A 20,347-nucleotide genomic window follows, 5' to 3' on the forward strand; every position below is an offset into this window, starting at 1 on the left:
ATTATTCATGATTGGTGGTGATTATAGCTTTTTCGCGCAAAATTGCACGATATCTACCCCTAAAAGCCAGATTAGCTGGCAGAAACCTCAAAAGTAGCGCTGATTTTATCGAGCAGGTTTAGGCGTAAGTGATCGCCCGCAGCCAACGGGCCAACGCCTACCGGTGTGCCGGTGTAGATGATGTCTCCTGCTGATAGCGTGCAATATTCACTAATGTAGGCGATCAGTTCAGCGATAGGAAAGAGCATCATCTTCGTCTCGCCTTGCTGGCGTAGCTCACCGTTCTGCCACATAGAAAAGCTTAGCGCTTGCGGTTCAGGGCATTCATCAACGGGTAAAAAGGTGGACACACAAGCCGCGCCGTCAAAGCCTTTGCATAATGTCCAAGGCAATCCTTTTGCTTTTGCCACGCTTTGCCAGTCGCGGGCAGTCAAATCCAGACCAACGGCATAGCCAGCAATCGCTTGGCGCGCTTCTTCCTGCGATAAATCACGCCCACCGCTCGCCAAGGCAACCACCACTTCGGTTTCATAATGTACATCTTCGCTGCCTTTGGGCAAGGTGATTGTGCCGCCATCGTGTAATAGTGCAGCGGCTGGTTTATCAAAAACAACCGGCGCATCCGGGCGCTCATTGCCCAATTCTTCGATGTGTTCAGCGTAGTTCCGCCCAATGCAAAAAATGCTGTTTAAGGCGAGCTCGCGACCATCACTAAAAAATAATTTGCCCATTGTTCCTCCGCTGCCGTTTATTTGATAAAAACTCTAGCTAGCCAAGAGCCCTATAGAGGCGCAGCCAAACACGATGCTAATTGTTGTGCGAGATTGTCCATCAGCTTGGGGTAAAGGTCTTTTCCTGAAGGCAAGTCTGCACCAATCGGGTCGAGAATACCCTCGCGTACGTCCGTACCACTTAATAATTTTTTGGTCAATTTGGCCGGGAATTGTGGCTCGCTAAATAAACACACCGCCTGCTGCTTGCTTAACAGTTGACGAATCTCACCAACACGTTTTGCACCGGGCTCGTGTTCTGGTGATACACGCACTGCACCAATTGCGCGTAAGTCATAGGCGTGTTCAAGATATTGATAGGCGTCATGAAAGACCATAAACGGCTGATCTTTGACTGGCATCAAACGTTGTTTGATCGACCCGTCAAGCGCTGTTAACTCGTTGAGCGTTTGCTCAAGGTTTGCTTGATACTGGGCGCTGTGCTCAGGGTCTAGCTTGCTCAGGGTTTGCGTGAGTGCTTTAACCAGCGCTTGTGCATTAGCGATATCTAACCATACATGGAGATCGTGTTCGCCGTGTTGATGATCTGCTTCTGTATGGTCATCGTGGTGGTCCCCTTCGGCATGATCATCGTGGTGATGCTCGGGCCACAATCCACCTTCACGAGCATCGAGTAGGGTGACATCGGGTAACTGTGACCAGCGAATCACCTGTTGTTCACCTGCAGTCTTTGCTAACACGTCGGGTAAAAAAACCTCTAAAGCGTCGTCAACATAAACCACCACTTGTGCGGCTGAGAGCGCTTGTGTGTCGCTCGGTTTAAGTTGGTAGCCATGTGGTGAGCCTTGTTCTATCAATAAGGTGGGTTCTGTTACGCCATCTGTGATGTGAGAGACCAAGGAATGTAGGGGCTTAATCGTAGTGACCACGTTTGGGGTGGCTAAAGCGGCTGTTGATAAGGCAGCCAGTACTATCAGTAGAAAACGCTTTGTCATAAGGTTCTGTCGGTTAGTCGGTAAAACAAGCCTTGCAAGTAGGTATCATGGCAAGGCTTGCGTGCTTAATAAAATCATAACGCTGTTGACTGTTCATCAGTGCGTTATGGATTGGGTTGCTGTTTAGCTGTCTGCGCCGCGCAACAATTCATTAATGCTCGTTTTTGCACGCGTTTGTGCGTCCACTTGTTTGATGATCACTGCGCAATACAGGCTGTGTGAACCGTCTTTTGCCGGTAAACTACCTGGTACAACCACAGCACCTGCCGGGATGCGACCACGAGTGATTTCACCGGTTTCGCGGTTATAAATTTTCGTGCTTTGTCCGATGTACACACCCATAGAAATGACCGCACCTTGTTCAACGATCACCCCTTCAACAATCTCAGAGCGTGCACCGATAAAGCAACCATCTTCAATAATGGTTGGTGCGGCTTGTAGTGGCTCTAGGACGCCACCAATACCGACACCGCCTGAAAGGTGTACGCCTTTACCGATTTGCGCGCAAGAGCCGACGGTAGCCCAGGTATCAACCATTGTCCCATCGCCAACATAGGCGCCAATATTGACATAAGAAGGCATTAACACCACATCTTTGCCAATATAACTGCCGGCACGCGCCACCGCTGGTGGTACAACACGCACGCCTTCACGACGGAAGTCTTCTTCGCTATGCTCGCCAAATCGGCTGGCGACTTTATCAAAATAACGTGTATAACCATGGTCAATCGACTGGTTATCGTTCAAACGAAACGATAACAGTACCGCTTTTTTCGCCCATTCATTGACCTGCCAGCCGTTGTCAGTGGGTTCCGCTACACGCAGTGCACCGGATTCGAGCTGTTTTAAAGTGTCGTTGACTGCTTGACGCAGTGCTGGATCAGCATTGTTGGGAGTGATTTCGTTGCGCTGTTCAAAGGCGGCTTCGATCTGCTGTTGTAAACTCATAGTATTTTCTGGTCAAATAAAACAATCCATTATGCCGTATTGCCCGGCGAACGGCAAAATGTCGGCTGGCTATCATTTATTACCATCCAAATGGGAAGAGGTACGCAGCATACGTGTGCGATGTTATGATAAAAAACAATTTCACATAAAAAAGATGACAAGAGAGGCTTATGGCAGGGGTTGATCCGCGTTTGCACGGCACACCGCTAACGAACATCGAAAAAGCACTATGGTGCGCGCTCCCTGTGCTCGGCTTATTAGCTGTACTTGCGACATGGGCGAATTTTAGCGCGCCTTATGTCTGGCAGTGGTCGTGGTTTAGCGGTATCGGCGTTGATTTAGCGTTTCGCGTTGATGGCTTCGCCCTGCTGATGCTCTTTTTAATTACTGGTGTGGGTAGTGCAGTGTTCCTCTATGCCGCCGGTTATCTTAGTGACCATCCACAGCTACGCCGCTTATATATTTTGTTGTGCGCCTTTGCCTTAACCATGGTCGGCTGTGTGCTGGCCGATGATTTGATTCTACTTTTTGTTTTTTGGGAGCTCACCAGTGTGCTCTCTTTTTTACTGGTCGGGTTTAACTTTTTTGATTCCGGCGCGCGCGATAGCGCCAAACAAGCGATGCTGGTGACCGGTAGTGGTGGTTTGTGTTTATTGGTGGGCGCAATTTGGTTAGGGCAACTCACCGGCACCACACGCCTTTCTGAAATTACCGCTGTGTTGCCACAATACCTGAATAACGGCGCACTGCTTTGGGCGATGGCGCTGATTATGATCGGCGCATTTACCAAAAGTGCACAATTCCCGTTTCAATTCTGGTTGCCGAATGCGATGGCAGCGCCGACGCCAGTTTCTGCCTACCTTCACTCGGCGACGATGGTCAAACTCGGGGTGTATCTACTCGCGCGCTTTGATGTGAGCTTAAGCGACTGGTCTTTTTGGCAAATCAGCTTGCAAACCATTGGCTCAATGACTGCGGGTTGGGGGATTTTATTGGCGCTCAAAGAGCGTGATTTAAAGCGGATTTTGGCTTGGTCAACGGTAGCTACCTTGGGTACGCTAGTGGTGTTAATTGGCTTGCCTGGTGATCGTGCAGCCCTTGGGGTGGCGGCATTCTTGCTCGCGCATGCAATGTATAAGGCACCACTGTTTTTCGTGGCCGGGAATGTCGATCACAGCACAGGGACGCGGGTGATCGATTGCTTGGGGCGTCTACGTCGGGTGATGCCATGGACCGCAACTGCGGCGACGCTCGCCGGGATTTCGATGGCCGGTATGCCACTCTCTTTTGGCTTCATTGCTAAAGAAGTGCTGATTGCGGCAAAAAGTGGCCAACAAACGCTTACCCTAACCATTGGTGCGAATACAGTATTTAGTATTATCGCAGTGGCGGTTGCCGGCGTGGCAACGATTCGTATTTTCTGGCGTCGTCCTGGGGTGATTATTACTCCACCTAATGTGCATGAAGTCAGCAAAGCGATGATTATTCCACCGCTAACCATCGCCGCACTTGGCCTGTTATTTGGTATTTTCCCGCAAATCCCTTCGGGCGTACTGCAAAGTGCGGCGCAAGCAATTTTAGGACAAGAAAATCTCGCAGTCGATTTACATCTCGATGTGGCGCTGGTGCGCTCATCGGCAACGACGATTGCCTATACCTTATTGCTCGGCGCGGCGGTTTTCTTTGGCTGGGATATCTTGCATCGTGGTTTTGATCGTTTTTTAGCCAAGCTGCCGAAGCTTGGTGGTGGGGATATTTATGATCGTGTGGTGGGCAATATTCCTGCGACCACCGCAGAAATCACCCGCCGTGTGCAACATGGTTCGCTGTCAATTTATGCCAGCTGGTTGATCATGTTCACGATCACCACCTTAGGCGCGGCTTTATTGTGGGCCGGGTTGGTGGTGCGTGATATTGCCTGGCCAGATTGGGCAGCGCTTGGGCCTATTCCAGGGATTGGCTTATCGGTGGCGGTTATTTTATTGATCGCTGGCGCTTATTTGACTACGCGTGCGCGTCGCTCGATTGTGTTGATCCTCACCTCAGGCCTTGTGGGCTATGGTTCGGCGCTGGTGTTTGTCTTTAGCGGTGCGGTTGATGTTGCGCTGACTCAGTTTGTCGTTGAGACCATTTTGGTGATTGTCTTGGTGTCGATTTTGCTGATGTTAAGACGTAGTGATGCGCAGTTTTATCGCCATCATAAAGGCGATGTTCGCGAAACCGGGATTATTATTCTTGCACTGGTTGTCGCGACACTGTTAACGGTCGCGATCGCGCTGATGCTAGCGATACCGTTTAATCCGGACCTGACGAAGTTTTTTGCCGCAGAAAGCTATGTCAGCGCGCATGGTTTGAATGTGGTGAATGTGATTTTGGTTGATTTTCGCGCAATGGATACCTTTGGTGAAGCGAGCGTCTTATTGCTCTCACTATTGGCGGCGTGGCCGTTATTGCGATCGCTACGACGCCGGGGCAAGCGTTTAGCGCAAATGAAGCAACAGGGTAAGCATTTATGAGAACCCAACAATATTTAGTTCTGCTCGCAACGATTGCCCGGCCGCTTTACTGGCTGTTGCTTTTGATCTCTATTTTTGTGTTATTGCGCGGCCATAACGCGCCAGGTGGGGGCTTTATTGGCGGCTTGCTCGCCTCATCAGCAACGGTGTTATGGGCGCTTGTGTTTTCACCCGGTGCGGCCCAGCAACGTCTGCCATTGTCGAATCCACAAAATGCTGCGGCCTTAGGGGTGTTATTTGCTGCTGGAGCGGGCATTCCCGCGTTGATCTTCGGCAAAGCCTTTTTAACTCATTATTGGTTAACCATACCGCTGGTCTTTACCGATTATGCCGTCTCAACGGTGTTGATTTTTGATACCGGGGTGTATTTATGCGTCTGGGGGGCGGTAAGCGGTTATGCGCTGGCGCTGCTGCGTATCAGTGGACGCGGAGGTGGCGTATGAATGGTCTGATTCTATTAGCCTTTTGGGCGGTGATGGCTGCTTCGGTTTATTTGCTGCTTTCTCGCGAGGCGTTGCGTGTGGTGGTGGGGCTGATGCTCGCCGGTAACGCGGTCAACTTGGCGATTTTGCTCGCCGGTCGTGTCACCTCACAAGAGCCAGTGATTATTACCGAAGGGACCACGCAACTCAGCGAATCCGCAGCGAATGCGCTGCCACAGGCGCTGATTTTAACCGCAATCGTGATTGGTTTTGCGCTGACGTATTTTGCGGTGGTGCTGATGATTGAGCTGATCAGGCGCTTGGGTAGCGATGATATTGATAGCTGGCGTAGCGCTGAACCAGGCTATGCTGATCGCAGCGAGCCAACGCCAGCGTACTTTGAACATTATCGCGAAGAATCGTCTGCTAGAGGTGGTGAGCATGGTTAATAATGCCGTTGCTTTGCCCGTTATGCTGCCGCTGATGTTTGCCGCGGTGGCTGTACTGCTGCGTAAACGACAACATTTGCAGCATAACCTCTCGCTCGTTGGCGCGCTCGGGCTGTTGGTTCTGGCAATCTGGTTATTGTTTGGCGTCATCGAGCACGATGCGCTGTCTGATGGCTTTGGTAGCTGGGCGCTGCCTTATGCGATTATGTTCCGTATTGATCGCTTGAGTATCGCGATGTTGATTATTACCGCGATCATGCTGCTGGTGACCTTGATTTATATGCGCTCTCGGGTGTATTCCGATGACCATCCACTGGTTTTGCCGCTGGTCTTTGGCTTGATTGCTGGAGTCAATGGTGCGTTTATCACTGCCGATTTATTTAACTGGTATGTGTGGTTTGAGGTGATGCTCATTTGTTCGTTGGGCCTGCTCGCTATCGGCCGACGCGGTGCACACCTTGATGCGGCGTTCAAATATATGGCGCTCAACCTGTTTGGTACATTGCTGATGCTGTTTGCGGTGGCGATGATCTATGGCGCTACCGGGCACCTGAATTTTATGGCGCTGCGTGAGGCGATGGTAGGATTGCCGGATGGGACGCGTTTATGGTTGCTGACCTTACTCGCGGTGTCATTTTTGGTCAAAGCCGGGGCGTTTCCCGTTTTTGCGTGGCTACCTGCTTCCTACCATACCTTGCCTTCACCGCTACTCGCGTTATTTGCGGCGTTGCTGACCAAGGTTGGGGTTTATGGATTGCTGCGTTCTTTAGGCGATGTCTTTGTGCCGAGTATTGATGTTTTACAAGACGCATTGGCCTGTATTGCGGTGGCGACGATGGTCTTTGGGGTACTAGGGGCCGCGTATCATTGGGATATGCGACGCATACTGGCGTTTCACATCATCTCGCAAATTGGTTATATCCTGTTAGCGGTCGCCCTTGGTGGGGTCGCCGGCAATAGCGCTGCGGTGTTTTATACTGTGCACCACATTATTGTTAAAGCGAATCTGTTTTTTGTTGCCGGGATTATTTGTGTCTATGCCGGTAGTTATGATCTGCGTAATATCGGTGGGTTGTATAACGCCAAACCATTGCTTGCGGTGCTCTTTGCTATTCCTGCGATGTCACTGGTTGGCATTCCGCCATTTTCAGGATTTTGGGCAAAGCTACTCATCTTGCAGGAAACCGTGGCCGGTGGCTATATGCTGTGGACGATTGCTGCGGTGGTGGTGAGTATTCTGACGATGTATTCGATGATGAAAATCTGGTTTGAGGCCTTTTGTAAGGCCCATCCGCAAGCAGCCGAAGACCAACCCTGGACAGCGCATGAAACGCGCATGAATCCAGCGCTCATAACCGCGAGTATTCTTGGTTTGCTTACCTTGTGGATCAGCTTATTCCCCAATACGCTCTATCAATTTAGCGAACAAGCCGCGCGCAGCTTAGGAGGGCCCTGATGCAACGACTCCATCGATTTAAGGCTAGTGTGCAACTCATCATCAACTTCTTTGAAGTGCTGATCGCCTCAGGGGTCGGAACGCTGGTGATTATCCTGCGCTACTGGCGGCCTAAGCGCGATTATCCACCAACAGCCTTTGTGCGTTTAGAGGTTTCGCCGATGGATGATATCGGCATGTCGTTGCTCGCCGCGATGATTACCCTCACACCGGGCACCACGACGATTGATATTGATCAGGATAACCACGAATTATTGCTGCATGTGTTAGACGCCCGCGATTTAGATGAGGTGATTGCCACGATTCAGCGGAAATTTATCCCTTCTTTATGGGCGCTGTTTGCTGAGGAAGAGACTGATGAATAGTATATGGATAGTGGCTATGGCAGGCATTTTGCTCGCAGTCATACTCGCGATATGGCGGGTTTTTAAAGGGCCTTTAGACGTTGATCGGGTGATTGCACTCGATATTTTGCTCACCGCTAGCATCATGCTGTGCATTATTGCCGCGCTACAAAGTCAGCGTACAGAATATATTGATGTGGCGATTGGTCTGGCGCTGGTAGGCTTTATCGGCACCGTTGGCTGGGCTGGTGTGCTTGAGCGCAGTGCGCGGCGTGAACGACGAGATCGGGAGGAAGGTTGATGGCGCTTATCTATCAGGTTTTATGTGCCGTACTGCTGCTATCCGGAGTGATTGTGTTAGTGGTAGCGGCTTTTGGGGTTCTGCTGTTGCCGGATATGCTCTCAAAACAGCACGCCGCCACGATGGCGACCACCCTTGCGGTGATGTTACTCGCCTTGGGCGCTGGCTTATGGATGCATGATTGGGGCTGGAGCGTACGGCTGTTGATGATTGTCACCTTCATGCTGTGCACGATGCCGATTGCCTCGCATGTGCTCGCACGCGCGGCCGTGGCCGGGCGCGGGTTAATTCATGACCGTGAACATCCTGATGTGGTGCACTATCGTTGCTTTATCCGTAAAAACAACGATAGTGACGCTGAAGCAGATAAAGCGAAAGGTTAATTTTCGATATTGGCGATCATATTCTCAACCATCTTCTTCGCATCGCCGAAGATCATCATCGTTTTATCCATATAGAACAAGCTGTTGTCGAGACCTGCATAACCGGTATTCATCGAGCGTTTAATCACCATCACAGTCCGCGCTTTGCGCGCTTCGATAATGGGCATGCCGTAAATTGGCGAACTGCTGTCTTCTTTTGCCGCTGGATTAACCACATCGTTGGCGCCGATAATCAGCACAACATCGGTACCTGCCATATCGGAGTTGATTTCATCCATCTCAAAAATCGCCTCATACGGCACATCGGCTTCAGCGAGCAGTACATTCATATGTCCGGGCATCCGTCCAGCAACGGGGTGAATCGCAAAACGGACATTAACCCCTTGTTCGGTTAACGCCTCATACAGCTCTTTCACCGCATTTTGCGCGCGACCTTGCGCCATACCATAACCTGGCACAATCACCACGCTATCGGAATTAGACATCAAGAACGCTGCATCTTCAGAAGAGCCGGTTTTATACGTTTTATTGGCACCATCATCGCTGGCACCACTCGCACCCGCGCTGGCAAACCCGCCAAATAACACATTGAGCAACGAACGGTTCATCGCCCGACACATAATGTAGGAGAGAATTGCCCCTGATGAGCCGACCAGTGAGCCGGCAATAATCAGCATACTGTTACCAAGGGTAAAGCCGATACCAGCTGCCGCCCAGCCAGAGAATGAGTTCAGTAGTGACACAACCACCGGCATATCGCCACCACCAATCGGTGCAATCCAGAACCAGCCAAAAGCGACTGCGAGCACAGTCATCACAATAAACGAGAACAGGCTTTCGCTGATGAAGTAATGAATACCGAAAACTAACATGGCGATAAATAACGCCGCTTGAATGACGTTGATTTTGCGTCCAGCGAGCGTTTTCGCCCAATTTTTTGCGGCCAATTTGCCAAACGCAAACACAGAAGCTGAGAAGGTAATCGCACCGATAAAGCAGCCGATGAACAGCTCAATGCGCGCCACTGTGCCATGACTATGGTCGCTATTTAGCACTGTTGCTAAAGCGATCGCCACCGCTGCCAAACCGACCAATGAGTGCATCAGCGCCACCGTTTCCGGCATTTGCGTCATCGCGACGGTGCGTGCGCGCCACAGACCAACCACAGCGCCGGCAATCATCGCCGGAAGTATCAACCACAGAATCGGGCCATCGGCGACAAAAAAGGTGGTGATCACAGCCACAACCATCCCGATCATGCCAAAGCGGTTGCCGCGTACCGCTGTTTTTGGCCCGGATAAGCCGCGTAAGGTGAGGATAAATAATACGGCGCCGATTAAATAGAGCCAATTCGCGTATTCTGCCATCATGCTTTAGGCCCCTTTGCTGAGTTTTTATCTTTTCCTTTAAACATACTGAGCATGCGTTCGGTTACCGCAAAGCCCCCGAAAATATTAATTGACGCGAGAAATACGGCAAAAGCCCCAAGGATACTCGTCCATGTCAGACTATGCGGTGCGCCATCGCTATGGGTGACGACCGTTTGTAGCATCGCACCAACGATCACAATACTTGATAGCGCATTGGTGACTGCCATCAACGGCGTATGTAGTGCTGGGGTGACGCCCCAAACCACATAATAACCAACAAAAATAGCTAAAATAAAAATCGTGAAAATGCCGACAAAAGGCATGCCGCTAACCGCTGCCTGTTGCGCGGTTTCTGCAGCTGCCTGTGCGGCTTCGATATTGCTGAGTGTGACAGACATATTCTTCTCCTTTAGCGCTGCGCCAATAACCGTTCGCCAGCGTGGGTGATGGTTAGTGCGTGTTGAATTTCATCTTCTAAGTCAATCTTAAGCTTGCCATCCTCATCAACCAGCGTCGATAACACATTAACTAGGTTGTTGGCATAGAGTGCTGAGGCCTGCGTGGCGAGCGTTGCTGGAATATTGGTTTCACCAATAATATAAGCACCATTATCGGTACGCACCGTTTGCCCCACTTCAGAACCGACCACGTTACCACCACTGGTCACCGCCATATCAACCAGTACAGAGCCGGCGCGCATCGCAGCGACCGTTTCTGCATGAACCAGTTTTGGCGCTTGACCACCAGGGACTTGCGCGGTGGTGATCACAATATCAGCCGCACGTACCGCTTTATCGACCACTGCGGCCTGGTCTTTGATGTACTGCTCGGAAGGTTTCCAGCCGTAGCCACCGCTGTCTTTCGCTTTGGCTTGCTCTTCTTCACTCATTGGCACGTCAAGCCATTTAGCGCCGACCGATTGCGCTTGTTCTGCCGCGCTCGGGCGTAGGTCGCTTGCCTCAACTACTGCACCTAAGCGTTTGGCGGTGGCGATGGCTTGTAAACCGGCAACGCCTACGCCCAGCACAACCACTTTTGCCGGTTTCACTGTGCCGGCTGAGGTCATAAACATCGGCAAAGGGTGCGGATATTGGTTGGCGGCAAGAATCACCGCTTTATAGCCGGCGAGGTTGGCTTGCGAGGATAGTGCGTCCATATTTTGTGCGCGCGAAAGTTGCCGTGGGAGTAACTCTAGGGCTAATGCGGTAATGCTGGAGCTTATGAGGGTGTCGATTTGTGTGTTGCGGTAAGGGTCAAGTAAACCCATCAGTAGCGCGCCTTTGCGCATTGATTTTAGCGCGCTTTCCTCAGGCATTTGTACAACAAACACCACATCCGATTCGCTAAACACATCATCAACCAATGTTGCACCGGCTTCCACATAGGCTTCATCAAAATATTCTGCCGCCTCACCAGCACCACGCGCCACGGCCACGCTATGGCCTTCTTTAACGAGTTTTTTCACACTCGCTGGCGTTGCTGCTACCCGTCGTTCGTATTCGGCGGTCTCTTTCGCTATCCCAATCCGCATAATGCCTCCAGCAAAGCTACGTGCTGATTGTCACACGTAAAACAGTTGTTTGAACAATATACCTTAACATAAACTTAAGATATATCCACCTTTATAAAGCATTATGGGTGAATGCGTAAATAGGCGTGGATAAAATATGTTTTAGTGAGTCATAAAAAAGATTCGCTAACCGGTAGCGAATCTTTTAAGTGGGGTTTAAGTTTTTAACTTAACGGTCATAGCGAGGAGGCTCTGCATATTGCCCAGGTGGATCTGCAGGGAACGGGTTAGGACGTGGCGGTTGCGGCTTGACCGTGATAGGCATTGGCATGCCTTGAATGGCCACACGATAGACCGCGGTTGCGATGATGCCAACGTTGTTTATACTATTTTTGTCGCTGTTGGCTGCATAAGCATCATCAGGTTTGGCAAAACGAAACGCCGCGATGCTGTCCGCGCTTTCACGAAAGCCTTCGATGGTAAGTGTGGCGCGTGGACTGAGTAAGTAGCCACGATACTGCACGCTGGCTGGTTTGCCGTTAATGACATCAACGCCATCAACCGCAGCGACCACTTCATAACTCTCGCTATTGCTCAAGTTTTCATAGTGCAGCTGATAGCGCTCGCCTTCTTTACCGAGTAAATGGTCACCGCTTTGGTTGCGCACAAAGGATTGCGTTCGTCCGCGGCCATCGAGCACTGAAAAGCGGATTCGCCCATCGGCAATCAGTGCGGTGGTTAATGCCTCACCACGGTATGGATAGGCTGAATAATTAATCGTATAGAGGTCGAAGGGTTTATCAGACAGGCGTGTGCCGGAAACGTTGCGCGTGTGTGAAACATGGCTTTCGCCCCATTGCGTGCCCAGGCGCGTGTCAGCAACAGCTAGAGCTTTCTGTGCTGCCGGTTCGCTCGAGCGCATTTCAGTGTGATGCGCACCAGGCGGTTGTGTGGTACAACCTGCAATAAATAATGCTGCTGTGGTTGCTAGCGCAGTATAAGGTGAACGGAACATAAAAGCCTCCAACCAACTGATTGATAAAACAACATAAATCATACTAGCGCAGATTAATCGCTTAAGTAAATACTTTTACTCAAGTAATTGATTTAATCAGTCAAAACATAAAAAAAGTGATATAAGGTCAGGTGTTTGTACGCTTTTGCGCTGAATGAGCCTTGCCAAGCAATGGGTTTAAAATGTTTTGCTGCGTATTGCGCGAGTTTTCGCTACCATAACCCACTTGTTTTGTTAAAAACTCATGAGCTAAGTATTTATGAAGCGTTTGCCCAAATGGATTTTGTGGGGCGGCGGGATTTTGGCGTTTAGTGCGGGGTGTATCAACAGTACGACGCTGATGGGTTTTACCCACCTCTCTGTCTCACATGTGACCGGTAATGTGACGTTATTTTCTGCCGCGATCTCGCATGGTGATTATAAAGATATGCTGTTTATTGGCGCATCGTTATTGTCGTTTTTAGCCGGTGCCATTATTAGCGGGATGATTGTTGGCCAGCGTTCGCTGGTGCTCGGGCGGCGCTATGGTATGGCGCTGCTTGCTGAGGCAGGTTTGTTGGTGCTGAGCTTTTATTTGTTTCATAACGACCTTTATCTTGGGCAGCTGTGTGCGGCTATGGCTTGTGGATTGCAGAATTCGATGATTGCTACCTATAGTGGTGCGGTTATCCGTACCACGCATTTGACCGGCCTGACCTCGGACCTTGGCGCCGCTTTAGGAAATTGGCTGGCTGGACGCGGCATGGATAAGCTGACGGTTATTTTCCAGGCGATGATTTGGTACGCGTTTTGTGGCGGTGGTGCGGTTGGCGCCTATTTGTTTGCCAAATATAACTATTGGACGCTGATCTTGCCGATTGTGATTACCCTGTTCTGTGCAGGCGCCTATGTTTGGCTATCGCGACAGCAGGCTCGGCGGCATCATCTGGCCAATTATGAGCTGTAAACGCCGATGCGTTAGCGCGCGGTATCAATGCGTTAAAAGAAGATCAAGATGAGAAAAGGCGATGACGCGTCGGTTCTGTTAAAATCGCGTTAATAATAGAACACTAATCGAGTGGGGAGTAATCATGAAAAGCTTGGGTGAATTTATTGTTGATAAGCAGGCGCAATACCCGGATGCCAAAGGCGATTTGAGCGGGATTTTGTCAGCACTGCGTTTGGCGGCAAAATTTCTTCATCGGGACATCAATAAAGCGGGATTGATTCAAGATTTTTTAGGTGAAGCCGGTTCTGAGAATATCCAGGGTGAGAACCAGCAAAAACTCGATGTGATTGCCCATAACACGCTGAAAAAAGCCTTCCTCGCACGCGATGACGTCGCCGGATTTGCATCCGAAGAAGAAGACGATATTGTGATTTTCGAGAGTGAGAAAGGGCGTAACGCGAAATACGTGATTCTTACCGATCCGCTCGATGGTTCGTCGAATATTGATGTGAATGTCGCAGTGGGGACCATTTTTTCGGTTTATCGTCGACTTTCACCCGTCGGTGAGCCGGTCACTCTGGAAGACTTTTTACAACCGGGCAACCAGCAAGTTGCTGCTGGTTATGTGGTTTATGGTTCGTCAACGATGCTGGTCTATACCACAGGCAACGGTGTGCACAGTTTTACCTTTGATCCGTCGGTTGGGGTGTTTGGTTTGTCGCAGGAAATGGTATGTATTCCTGAAGACGGCACTTTGTATTCGATCAACGAAGGGCAATATCTCAGATTTCCGCAAGGGGTAAAAAAATACCTCAAATACTGTCAGGCAGAAGACGAAGCGACCAATCGGCCGTATAAATCGCGCTATATCGGATCGTTGGTTTCTGATTTTCACCGCAATATGATTAAAGGCGGGATTTATATTTATCCATCCGCGACCAGCTACCCGAATGGTAAATTGCGCTTGCTTTATGAATGTAATCCGATGGCGTTCCTTGCTGAGCAGGCCGGCGGACTGGCCACCGATGGTTATCAACGGATTTTGGATATTGAACCTACTGAGTTACACCAGCGCGTTCCGTTTTTTGTCGGTTCTAAAAATATGGTTGAAACGGCGATGCAATTTATGAGCGATTATCCTGATGAAGGTCTCACACCGTAGCGCAGTTTTAGCAGTCATTGGTTTGGGTCGGGCGAGCTGTTAGTGCTTACCAAACTGTGCGGTGTTGCTCGACCACGCCATAGCCGCTGATCGATAGGGTTGCTCCGTCGTCATTGATATACTCGCCGGTAAAATAGCCAAAAGGTTGTTGAAAATGGCTGCTAAACACCCCGAGTTGAATCGATTCTTCGCGCATGCCTTCGGGGTAAAACGTAAGCGCTAGGCGTTGATCTGCGCTGTGCATACGCCAAGGGTCTAAAATGGCGTTTGGATCATAGTGAAAGATCATTTGTGGCAAAGGCTTGGGCGGAGCATCTCCAAGCCACAGGGTGTTTTCCAAGCCGTTAAAAAATTGCGCCACTGCGTTGATGCCGACCGTGCGTCCGTCTGAAGCTGTGCCACTCAAGCATACCCATTGCCAATGGGTATGGCGTGGCGGATAGCCGAGGCTAAAATCGAGAACACCATGATTGCTCGAATACTCATAATGCCGGCCATTAACGTCCAGTGTGATTTTGCTGGATAAGCCAATATTTTTTTCGGTGTACTGAAACGGCCTGTCGAGTAAGCGATTCAGCGCGCTTATCTGCCGATTATTTTGCGTCAATTCGCAGTGCAGTGTGAGGTTGTCACCGCTAAATTCTGCAAGATAACTGCTGTGGTCATCGGTGGGCTGCCAGCGATAGTATTGCTGGCGGTTCTTGAGCTGCCAAGGTGCATGAGGTGTGGGGGCAAAATTGCTGGCAAAAGCCAACGGGCGCATCAATTGATGCTCGGTGAGTAGGCCGTGCTCACGCTCATAAACATAAACAAAGGCGTTGCCGAGCAAACCTGCATCAGCAATCGAAAACCCAATGCTTAAGGTGTCAGTATGTACCCCGGCATAGACCCAGGCTTTGCGTTGCAGACGGCGACGCCACCAACTATCCCAAGTTTTGGTTGAGAGCGTATCTATCGCGCCTTCAAAGCGACCAGATGGTGCGCTGAGATTATTCGGGCGTTTATCCCAATCCATCAGTGGCTATCCCGGACTCATGGTTGCTATTTCACTAAAGCGCTGATCGTTTTGAATACGGGGTCTGTGCTGGTGCGAGTCAGTTCGAAGAGTATCGACTCGACGCTTGCCAGGCGCACGCCAGCGCTGATCATACGCGCGAGCGCGGTTTCGTGATCGCTGGGGTTGCGTGATGAGCAGGCATCAGTGATCAGTACCGGTTGATAGCCATGATCGATTAAATCGAGCGCAGTTTGTAACACGCAGACATGCGTTTCGACGCCAAACAGTAGGCAAATCGGGCGTTGTTGCTCATCAATGAAGGCCATAGACGGTTCGTTATCGCACACACTAAAGCTGCGTTTTTCAAAAGTTGGCGCATCTTTAAGCAGCGGTAGTAATGCCTGAACCGTCTCACCCAGCCCTTTTTTATATTGCTGGTTGTGCATCACAGGCACATCAAGTGCGTTCAGCCCTTCGAGTAAGATTTTTGTGCGCGCAAGAACGCGTTCATGTTCATGAATATGCGGGGTCAGGCGCTCTTGCACATCAATCAATAAAGCGAGCGTTTGCGTGCGTTCAATACGTTGCATGATGTTCTCCTCTTTTTTGCTACTGTGCCGCAAATATGGGGTTGATGCAAATACAGCTTGTGGATTGCTTACAGCGCTGTTTGCGGGTAATACATACCGATGGGCGCTTGCTCCGGCGTTGCTTTAGGGGCGGGGTCGTGCACCACTGAGCGGTTAATGCCGAGCTTGTTAAATAATTGCTTGTCGCGGTCTTCTTCGGGGTTCGCGGTGGTGAGCAGTTTGCAACCGTAAAAAATAGAATTCGCACCCGCCATGAAACACAGCGCCTGCATTTGCTCATTCATCTGTTCTCGCCCAGCAGACAAACGCACAGCCGAGCGCGGCATCATGATACGTGCGATGGCAATGATACGAATAAAATCAAAAGGTTCAAGGTCATCGGCTTGTGCAAGCGGTGTGCCTTGGACACGCACTAACTGGTTAATCGGTACCGATTCTGGTGGCGGATTGAGGTTCGCTAGCTCAACCAGCATCGCTAGTTGATCGTCCTCTTCTTCCCCCATGCCTAAAATACCGCCTGAGCAGATTTTCATCCCCGCCTCGCGCACATGCGTTAACGTATCAAGGCGATCATCGTAGCTACGCGTGCTGATGATTTCTGAATAGTAGCGACGCGAGGTGTCGAGGTTATGGTTATAGTAATCGAGCCCAGCGTTAGCGAGCTGCTGCGCTTTATCCGCGTTGAGCATGCCTAAAGTCATGCAGGTTTCCATACCCAGATCTTTAACTGCATGGATGACCTCTTGCAAATACGGCATGTCTTTATCTTTAGGGTCACGCCATGCAGCGCCCATGCAAAAGCGCGTTGCGCCTTGCTCTTTAGCACGCTTGGCCGCGGTGATAATTTCCTCGACTTTAAGCAGCGCCTCACGGCTAACGCCAGTGTGATAGCGCGCGCTTTGCGGGCAATATTTGCAATCCTCAGGGCAGGCGCCGGTTTTTATTGACAGCAAGGTGCTGATTTGTACGGCGTTGGGGTCATGGTGGGCGCGATGGACTTGTTGGGCTTGGAAAACCAAATCCATAAAAGGTAGCTCGTATAGCTTGCGAGCTTGTGCGACATCCCAAGGTATTTGACTCATGGTGTTTTTCCTCTATTTTGTGCGCGCTATCTTATCACTTCATCTCACATCGACAAGTGGATTAAACTGGGTGAAAATAGCAGTCACATCCAAAAATAAAGTTAGTGATGAGCCAAATAATTCACACCCGCTATAGCGAACATGACCTTGAGCGGCAAGCGCTCGATCCACAAGCCAGCGTTTTACCGGATATGAGTGATGGTGCGTTGCATTGGTTGGATTTCTCTGGCGTACCTTCGCATGACACCCTAAGCACGCTATTAGCCCCATTGGGGATTCACGAATTGGTGCTTGAAGATATTTGTAATCCACGTCAGCAACCGAAAACCGAGCGTTATGATGACGCGCTGTTTTTAGTATCACGCGCTTTGGAGTATCGCGAGTCGAAACTCACCAGCGAAGCGGTATCCTTTTTGATTAAAGAGCATGTGGTACTAACCTTCCGTAGCGGGAAAATCGATGTTTTTGCACCAATGGCTGCGCGATTTGATCATTCGCCACGCGAATCAGAGAAACTCAATGCTGGATTTTTGGCTTATAGCCTGCTTGATTGCCTGGTGGATGATTATTTTGCAGTGATCGAGAAGCTGCTTGATAAAATCGAACAGGCAGACCTCAAACTGTTTTCAGCAACGGGCAAAAATACGCTCAATAAAGCGCATCGGCTACGCTTAGATACTGGTAAGCTGCGGCGTAGCATTCGTCGCACCCATGATGCGGTGATGCAGCTGATGCGTAGCGAACATCCGCTGATTGACGCGCATAATAAAACCTATTTTCGCGATGTGCTTGATCATAGCATCCAGATGCTTGATACCCTGGAAGGCGCGAATGACACAATCACCTCACTCGCTGGAACCTATCTCAACATTCAATCGAATCAGCTGAATCTACAAATGCGCTTGCTGACGGTGATCACAATTTTATTCATGCCACTAACGGTGATTACCGGTATTTATGGGATGAATTTTGCTTATATGCCTGAGCTACAGTGGCGTTATGCGTATTTTGTGGTGCTGGGGGTGATGCTATCGATTGTCGTGGTATTATTGTGGTTATTTCGTCGAAAACGTTGGTTATAGGAAAAACTATGATGGATTTACTCGCTATGTTGGTGATCGGGTTTATCGCGGGTTTGCTCGCGCGGGCGATTTTTCCTGGCGATGACAAATTAGGCTGTTTTTTAACCATTGGTTTGGGTATTGCCGGTTCGTTTGTTGCAGGATTTATTGGTCGAGGACTCGGTTGGTACAGCGAAGGTGAGCCGGTTGGTTTTATCATGTCGGTGCTGGGCGCGATTTTGATTTTGTTCATTTATAACAAAGTGAAAAACCCTCGGTGAGTATTCGCCAATTCAGCAAAATGCACGGTTTGGGTAACGATTTTGTTGTCCTAAACGCCTTAGGCGAGCCGTTTGACTGGTCACCAGGAAAAATTACTGCATTGGCTGATCGCTATACCGGGATTGGCTTTGACCAACTGTTGGTTGTTGAGCCAACCGAACAAGAAAACCTCGATTTTGCCTATCGGATTTTTAACGCCGATGGCAGTGAGGTTGAGCACTGTGGCAATGGCGCGCGCTGTTTTGGTAAGTTCGTACGCGATCAAGGCTTGTGTCCAGAGCGTACAAACTATCGCGTTGCGGTAAAAAAAGGCACGATTGAGATTGCCTATGTGGACACGCGCGACGAAGTGGATTATTTCCGCGTAGATATGGGTGAGCCTGATTTTACGCCGCTAAGTGCGCAACAAACCAGTCAATTACAGCAGCCGATTACAGTTGGTGGGCGCAACGAACAAGGGGCGATTGTCTCGATGGGTAACCCGCATGTTGTATTGTGCTGTCAGAGCGTTGATACAGCGCCTGTGGCAACGGTTGGCGCCGCTTTGCAAGATCATAGCCTGTTTCCAGAACAAGTTAATGTTGGCTTTATGCAGGTGCTTGATCGAGGTCATATTCGCCTGCGCGTTTTTGAGCGTGGCGTAGGGGAAACTCAGGCCTGCGGAACAGGCGCATGCGCCGCTGTGGCCACCGGGATTGCTGCTGGAGATTTGGATTCATGCGTGCGTGTTGACCTGCTGCGTGGCTCGCTGGAGATCTTTTGGCAAGGAGTGGGCCATCCGCTGATGATGATCGGTCCGGCCGAGACGGTTTATCATGGCGAGCTGCTATGAGAGGTGCAGATAATCACCAATTATTAAGCGCCTTTTTAGATGTGCTGCGTTATGAGCGTCAGCTGGCTCGTAGCACGATCACGACCTACCAACGCCTCCTTGAAGCGCATCTCGACGAGCTAGAACAGCCGCTGAATGAGGTGGATCAAGAAACCTTACAACGCTTGCTTAACCGCGCGCATCAGTGCGGCATGAAGTCGCGCACGCTCAATCAGCATCGTGCCGCTTGGCGAGGACTCTACGGCTGGTTGTGCGAACGTGGTTATATGGCAACCGATCCAGCCGAAGCGCTGGTGCTGCCCAAACAGCGTGATAAGCCATTACTCAAAGCGCTTTCTCCCGATGCAATAGCTAACCTGCTGCGCCCTCCACCGGATGATGAACCCCTGGATTTGCGCGATCATGCCATCCTCGAGTTGTTTTATAGCAGCGGTCTGCGTTTAGCAGAGCTTGCCGCGCTTGATGCTTCTATAGCGGGCAAAACCAGCGCTGCGATTCGTGGTAAAGGCGATAAAACACGCAATATTTATATTGGTCAGGCGGCAAATCAAGCGTTAGCACGCTGGTTAAAGGTACGCGAAGGCTGGCTGGCACCGGAGCGAGCAGAATCAGCGCTCTTTATTTCGCAGCGTGGCACACGCCTGACACACCGTGGTATCCAGCAGGCCATCGTGCGCTATGGGAAGAAATTTTTACCCGATCAACCGCTACACCCGCATATGTTGCGCCATAGCTTTGCCGGGCATGTGTTGCAATCGAGTCAAAATATTCGCGCGGTTCAAGAGTTGCTTGGCCATAGCAGTCTGAACACCACACAAATCTATACCCATCTGGATTTTCAACATCTTAGTCAGGTTTATGACCAAAGCCATCCACGCGCACGGGCAAAGATTAAGAAGAAGTAATCACCCCGCGGTGCACTTATTTGCATTTACTCCACGAAATCTTTATATTAAATGCGAGCTTTTAACCA

At 50.2% G+C, this 20,347-nt stretch carries 23 protein-coding genes; 13 read left to right on the forward strand and 10 right to left on the reverse strand.

All coding sequences use genetic code 11. The annotated features are described in order from the left end of the window. Positions 1–71 precede the first annotated feature (71 nt). The 3 genes from L0B52_RS06675 to dapD all read right to left on the reverse strand — a co-directional run bounded on the left by L0B52_RS06675 (position 72) and on the right by dapD (position 2,674). On the reverse strand, positions 72–731 hold the full coding sequence (locus L0B52_RS06675) for a fumarylacetoacetate hydrolase family protein (protein ID WP_235063954.1): 660 nt from the start codon (positions 729–731) through the stop codon (positions 72–74). Between the two features lie 50 nt (positions 732–781). Then, positions 782–1,726 (reverse strand): zinc ABC transporter substrate-binding protein, encoded by a 945-nt coding sequence (locus tag L0B52_RS06680; RefSeq protein WP_235063955.1) that lies wholly within the window; start codon positions 1,724–1,726, stop codon positions 782–784. A 123-nt stretch (positions 1,727–1,849) separates the two neighbouring features. Further along, complete coding sequence (gene dapD, locus L0B52_RS06685) at positions 1,850–2,674, reverse strand: 2,3,4,5-tetrahydropyridine-2,6-dicarboxylate N-succinyltransferase (RefSeq protein WP_235063956.1); 825 nt, start codon at positions 2,672–2,674, stop codon at positions 1,850–1,852. Positions 2,675–2,844: 170 nt separating this feature from the next. Here dapD and mbhE point away from each other — a divergent pair, with 170 nt between their 5' ends. From mbhE to L0B52_RS06720, 7 genes are read left to right on the forward strand one after another with little or no spacing between them, the layout of a single operon-like run. After that, the gene (gene mbhE / locus L0B52_RS06690; RefSeq protein WP_235063957.1) at positions 2,845–5,190 is read left to right on the forward strand and encodes a hydrogen gas-evolving membrane-bound hydrogenase subunit E; all 2,346 of its coding nucleotides are present in this window, start codon (positions 2,845–2,847) and stop codon (positions 5,188–5,190) included. Then, complete coding sequence (locus L0B52_RS06695; protein WP_235063958.1) at positions 5,187–5,633, forward strand: MnhB domain-containing protein; 447 nt, start codon at positions 5,187–5,189, stop codon at positions 5,631–5,633. Before mbhE ends, L0B52_RS06695 begins: the two co-directional genes overlap by 4 nt. Continuing rightward, complete coding sequence (locus L0B52_RS06700) at positions 5,630–6,061, forward strand: NADH-quinone oxidoreductase subunit K (RefSeq protein WP_235063959.1); 432 nt, start codon at positions 5,630–5,632, stop codon at positions 6,059–6,061. Before L0B52_RS06695 ends, L0B52_RS06700 begins: the two co-directional genes overlap by 4 nt. Next, positions 6,054–7,517, forward strand: a complete 1,464-nt coding sequence (locus tag L0B52_RS06705; protein WP_235063960.1) for a complex I subunit 5 family protein — start codon at positions 6,054–6,056, stop codon at positions 7,515–7,517. The genes L0B52_RS06700 and L0B52_RS06705 overlap by 8 nt, the downstream gene beginning before the upstream one ends. Continuing rightward, a complete protein-coding gene (locus L0B52_RS06710) occupies positions 7,517–7,882 on the forward strand; it encodes a Na+/H+ antiporter subunit E (RefSeq protein ID WP_235063961.1) in 366 nt (121 codons plus the stop codon). Before L0B52_RS06705 ends, L0B52_RS06710 begins: the two co-directional genes overlap by 1 nt. Before the next feature lie 16 nt (positions 7,883–7,898). Continuing rightward, positions 7,899–8,162: a monovalent cation/H+ antiporter complex subunit F gene (locus L0B52_RS06715; RefSeq protein ID WP_235063962.1), complete on the forward strand. Its 264-nt coding sequence runs from the start codon at positions 7,899–7,901 to the stop codon at positions 8,160–8,162. Then, positions 8,162–8,545, forward strand: a complete 384-nt coding sequence (locus tag L0B52_RS06720) for a monovalent cation/H(+) antiporter subunit G (protein ID WP_235063963.1) — start codon at positions 8,162–8,164, stop codon at positions 8,543–8,545. Before L0B52_RS06715 ends, L0B52_RS06720 begins: the two co-directional genes overlap by 1 nt. Here the strand turns inward: L0B52_RS06720 and L0B52_RS06725 are convergent. From L0B52_RS06725 to L0B52_RS06740, 4 genes are all read right to left on the reverse strand, one after another. Continuing rightward, positions 8,542–9,915 carry an NAD(P)(+) transhydrogenase (Re/Si-specific) subunit beta gene (locus L0B52_RS06725; protein WP_235063964.1) on the reverse strand — a complete coding sequence of 458 codons (1,374 nt, stop codon included), beginning with the start codon at positions 9,913–9,915 and terminating at the stop codon, positions 8,542–8,544. The genes L0B52_RS06720 and L0B52_RS06725 overlap by 4 nt on opposite strands. After that, a complete protein-coding gene (locus L0B52_RS06730; RefSeq protein ID WP_235065472.1) occupies positions 9,912–10,238 on the reverse strand; it encodes a proton-translocating transhydrogenase family protein in 327 nt (108 codons plus the stop codon). The genes L0B52_RS06725 and L0B52_RS06730 overlap by 4 nt, the downstream gene beginning before the upstream one ends. An 86-nt stretch (positions 10,239–10,324) precedes the next feature. Beyond that, entirely contained in the window at positions 10,325–11,446 is a 1,122-nt protein-coding gene (locus L0B52_RS06735) for a Re/Si-specific NAD(P)(+) transhydrogenase subunit alpha (RefSeq protein ID WP_235063965.1), read from the reverse strand. Between the two features lie 208 nt (positions 11,447–11,654). Beyond that, positions 11,655–12,440, reverse strand: coding sequence for a hypothetical protein (locus tag L0B52_RS06740; RefSeq protein WP_235063966.1), 786 nt, complete (start codon positions 12,438–12,440; stop codon positions 11,655–11,657). A gap of 259 nt (positions 12,441–12,699) precedes the next feature. Between L0B52_RS06740 and L0B52_RS06745 the strand changes: the two genes are divergently transcribed. Further along, entirely contained in the window at positions 12,700–13,386 is a 687-nt protein-coding gene (locus L0B52_RS06745) for a YoaK family protein (protein WP_235063967.1), read from the forward strand. A gap of 124 nt (positions 13,387–13,510) precedes the next feature. Then, positions 13,511–14,530, forward strand: coding sequence for a class 1 fructose-bisphosphatase (gene fbp, locus L0B52_RS06750; RefSeq protein WP_235063968.1), 1,020 nt, complete (start codon positions 13,511–13,513; stop codon positions 14,528–14,530). 46 nt (positions 14,531–14,576) lie between these two features. Here the strand turns inward: fbp and L0B52_RS06755 are convergent, their stop codons facing one another. From L0B52_RS06755 to bioB, 3 genes are all read right to left on the reverse strand, one after another. Next, complete coding sequence (locus L0B52_RS06755) at positions 14,577–15,545, reverse strand: DUF2804 domain-containing protein (protein WP_235063969.1); 969 nt, start codon at positions 15,543–15,545, stop codon at positions 14,577–14,579. A gap of 26 nt (positions 15,546–15,571) precedes the next feature. Next, complete coding sequence (locus L0B52_RS06760) at positions 15,572–16,117, reverse strand: isochorismatase family protein (protein WP_235063970.1); 546 nt, start codon at positions 16,115–16,117, stop codon at positions 15,572–15,574. Positions 16,118–16,185: 68 nt separating this feature from the next. Beyond that, positions 16,186–17,199: a biotin synthase BioB gene (gene bioB, locus L0B52_RS06765; protein WP_235063971.1), complete on the reverse strand. Its 1,014-nt coding sequence runs from the start codon at positions 17,197–17,199 to the stop codon at positions 16,186–16,188. 107 nt (positions 17,200–17,306) lie between these two features. Here bioB and corA point away from each other — a divergent pair, with 107 nt between their 5' ends. The 4 genes from corA to L0B52_RS06785 are packed head-to-tail and all read left to right on the forward strand — an operon-like array spanning position 17,307 to position 20,279. Further along, on the forward strand, positions 17,307–18,281 hold the full coding sequence (gene corA, locus L0B52_RS06770) for a magnesium/cobalt transporter CorA (protein WP_235063972.1): 975 nt from the start codon (positions 17,307–17,309) through the stop codon (positions 18,279–18,281). 8 nt (positions 18,282–18,289) lie between these two features. Then, positions 18,290–18,541 (forward strand): GlsB/YeaQ/YmgE family stress response membrane protein, encoded by a 252-nt coding sequence (locus tag L0B52_RS06775; protein WP_235063973.1) that lies wholly within the window; start codon positions 18,290–18,292, stop codon positions 18,539–18,541. Positions 18,542–18,561: 20 nt separating this feature from the next. Then, positions 18,562–19,374: a diaminopimelate epimerase gene (gene dapF, locus L0B52_RS06780; protein WP_235065476.1), complete on the forward strand. Its 813-nt coding sequence runs from the start codon at positions 18,562–18,564 to the stop codon at positions 19,372–19,374. Beyond that, entirely contained in the window at positions 19,371–20,279 is a 909-nt protein-coding gene (locus L0B52_RS06785) for a tyrosine-type recombinase/integrase (protein ID WP_235063974.1), read from the forward strand. The genes dapF and L0B52_RS06785 overlap by 4 nt, the downstream gene beginning before the upstream one ends. Positions 20,280–20,347: the final 68 nt, after the last annotated feature.

It is taken from the genome of Suttonella sp. R2A3 (assembly GCF_021513215.1).
Classification (GTDB): domain Bacteria; phylum Pseudomonadota; class Gammaproteobacteria; order Cardiobacteriales; family Cardiobacteriaceae; genus JAHUUI01.

Coding starts and splice junctions, on each gene's coding strand:
- L0B52_RS06675 (WP_235063954.1), bottom strand. CDS start 731: ATGGGCAAATTATTTTTTAGTGATGGTCGCGAGCTCGCCTTAAACAGC.
- L0B52_RS06680 (WP_235063955.1), bottom strand. CDS start 1,726: ATGACAAAGCGTTTTCTACTGATAGTACTGGCTGCCTTATCAACAGCC.
- dapD (WP_235063956.1), bottom strand. CDS start 2,674: ATGAGTTTACAACAGCAGATCGAAGCCGCCTTTGAACAGCGCAACGAA.
- mbhE (WP_235063957.1), top strand. CDS start 2,845: ATGGCAGGGGTTGATCCGCGTTTGCACGGCACACCGCTAACGAACATC.
- L0B52_RS06695 (WP_235063958.1), top strand. CDS start 5,187: ATGAGAACCCAACAATATTTAGTTCTGCTCGCAACGATTGCCCGGCCG.
- L0B52_RS06700 (WP_235063959.1), top strand. CDS start 5,630: ATGAATGGTCTGATTCTATTAGCCTTTTGGGCGGTGATGGCTGCTTCG.
- L0B52_RS06705 (WP_235063960.1), top strand. CDS start 6,054: ATGGTTAATAATGCCGTTGCTTTGCCCGTTATGCTGCCGCTGATGTTT.
- L0B52_RS06710 (WP_235063961.1), top strand. CDS start 7,517: ATGCAACGACTCCATCGATTTAAGGCTAGTGTGCAACTCATCATCAAC.
- L0B52_RS06715 (WP_235063962.1), top strand. CDS start 7,899: ATGGCAGGCATTTTGCTCGCAGTCATACTCGCGATATGGCGGGTTTTT.
- L0B52_RS06720 (WP_235063963.1), top strand. CDS start 8,162: ATGGCGCTTATCTATCAGGTTTTATGTGCCGTACTGCTGCTATCCGGA.
- L0B52_RS06725 (WP_235063964.1), bottom strand. CDS start 9,915: ATGATGGCAGAATACGCGAATTGGCTCTATTTAATCGGCGCCGTATTA.
- L0B52_RS06730 (WP_235065472.1), bottom strand. CDS start 10,238: ATGCCTTTTGTCGGCATTTTCACGATTTTTATTTTAGCTATTTTTGTT.
- L0B52_RS06735 (WP_235063965.1), bottom strand. CDS start 11,446: ATGCGGATTGGGATAGCGAAAGAGACCGCCGAATACGAACGACGGGTA.
- L0B52_RS06740 (WP_235063966.1), bottom strand. CDS start 12,440: ATGTTCCGTTCACCTTATACTGCGCTAGCAACCACAGCAGCATTATTT.
- L0B52_RS06745 (WP_235063967.1), top strand. CDS start 12,700: ATGAAGCGTTTGCCCAAATGGATTTTGTGGGGCGGCGGGATTTTGGCG.
- fbp (WP_235063968.1), top strand. CDS start 13,511: ATGAAAAGCTTGGGTGAATTTATTGTTGATAAGCAGGCGCAATACCCG.
- L0B52_RS06755 (WP_235063969.1), bottom strand. CDS start 15,545: ATGGATTGGGATAAACGCCCGAATAATCTCAGCGCACCATCTGGTCGC.
- L0B52_RS06760 (WP_235063970.1), bottom strand. CDS start 16,117: ATGCAACGTATTGAACGCACGCAAACGCTCGCTTTATTGATTGATGTG.
- bioB (WP_235063971.1), bottom strand. CDS start 17,199: ATGAGTCAAATACCTTGGGATGTCGCACAAGCTCGCAAGCTATACGAG.
- corA (WP_235063972.1), top strand. CDS start 17,307: ATGAGCCAAATAATTCACACCCGCTATAGCGAACATGACCTTGAGCGG.
- L0B52_RS06775 (WP_235063973.1), top strand. CDS start 18,290: ATGATGGATTTACTCGCTATGTTGGTGATCGGGTTTATCGCGGGTTTG.
- dapF (WP_235065476.1), top strand. CDS start 18,562: ATGCACGGTTTGGGTAACGATTTTGTTGTCCTAAACGCCTTAGGCGAG.
- L0B52_RS06785 (WP_235063974.1), top strand. CDS start 19,371: ATGAGAGGTGCAGATAATCACCAATTATTAAGCGCCTTTTTAGATGTG.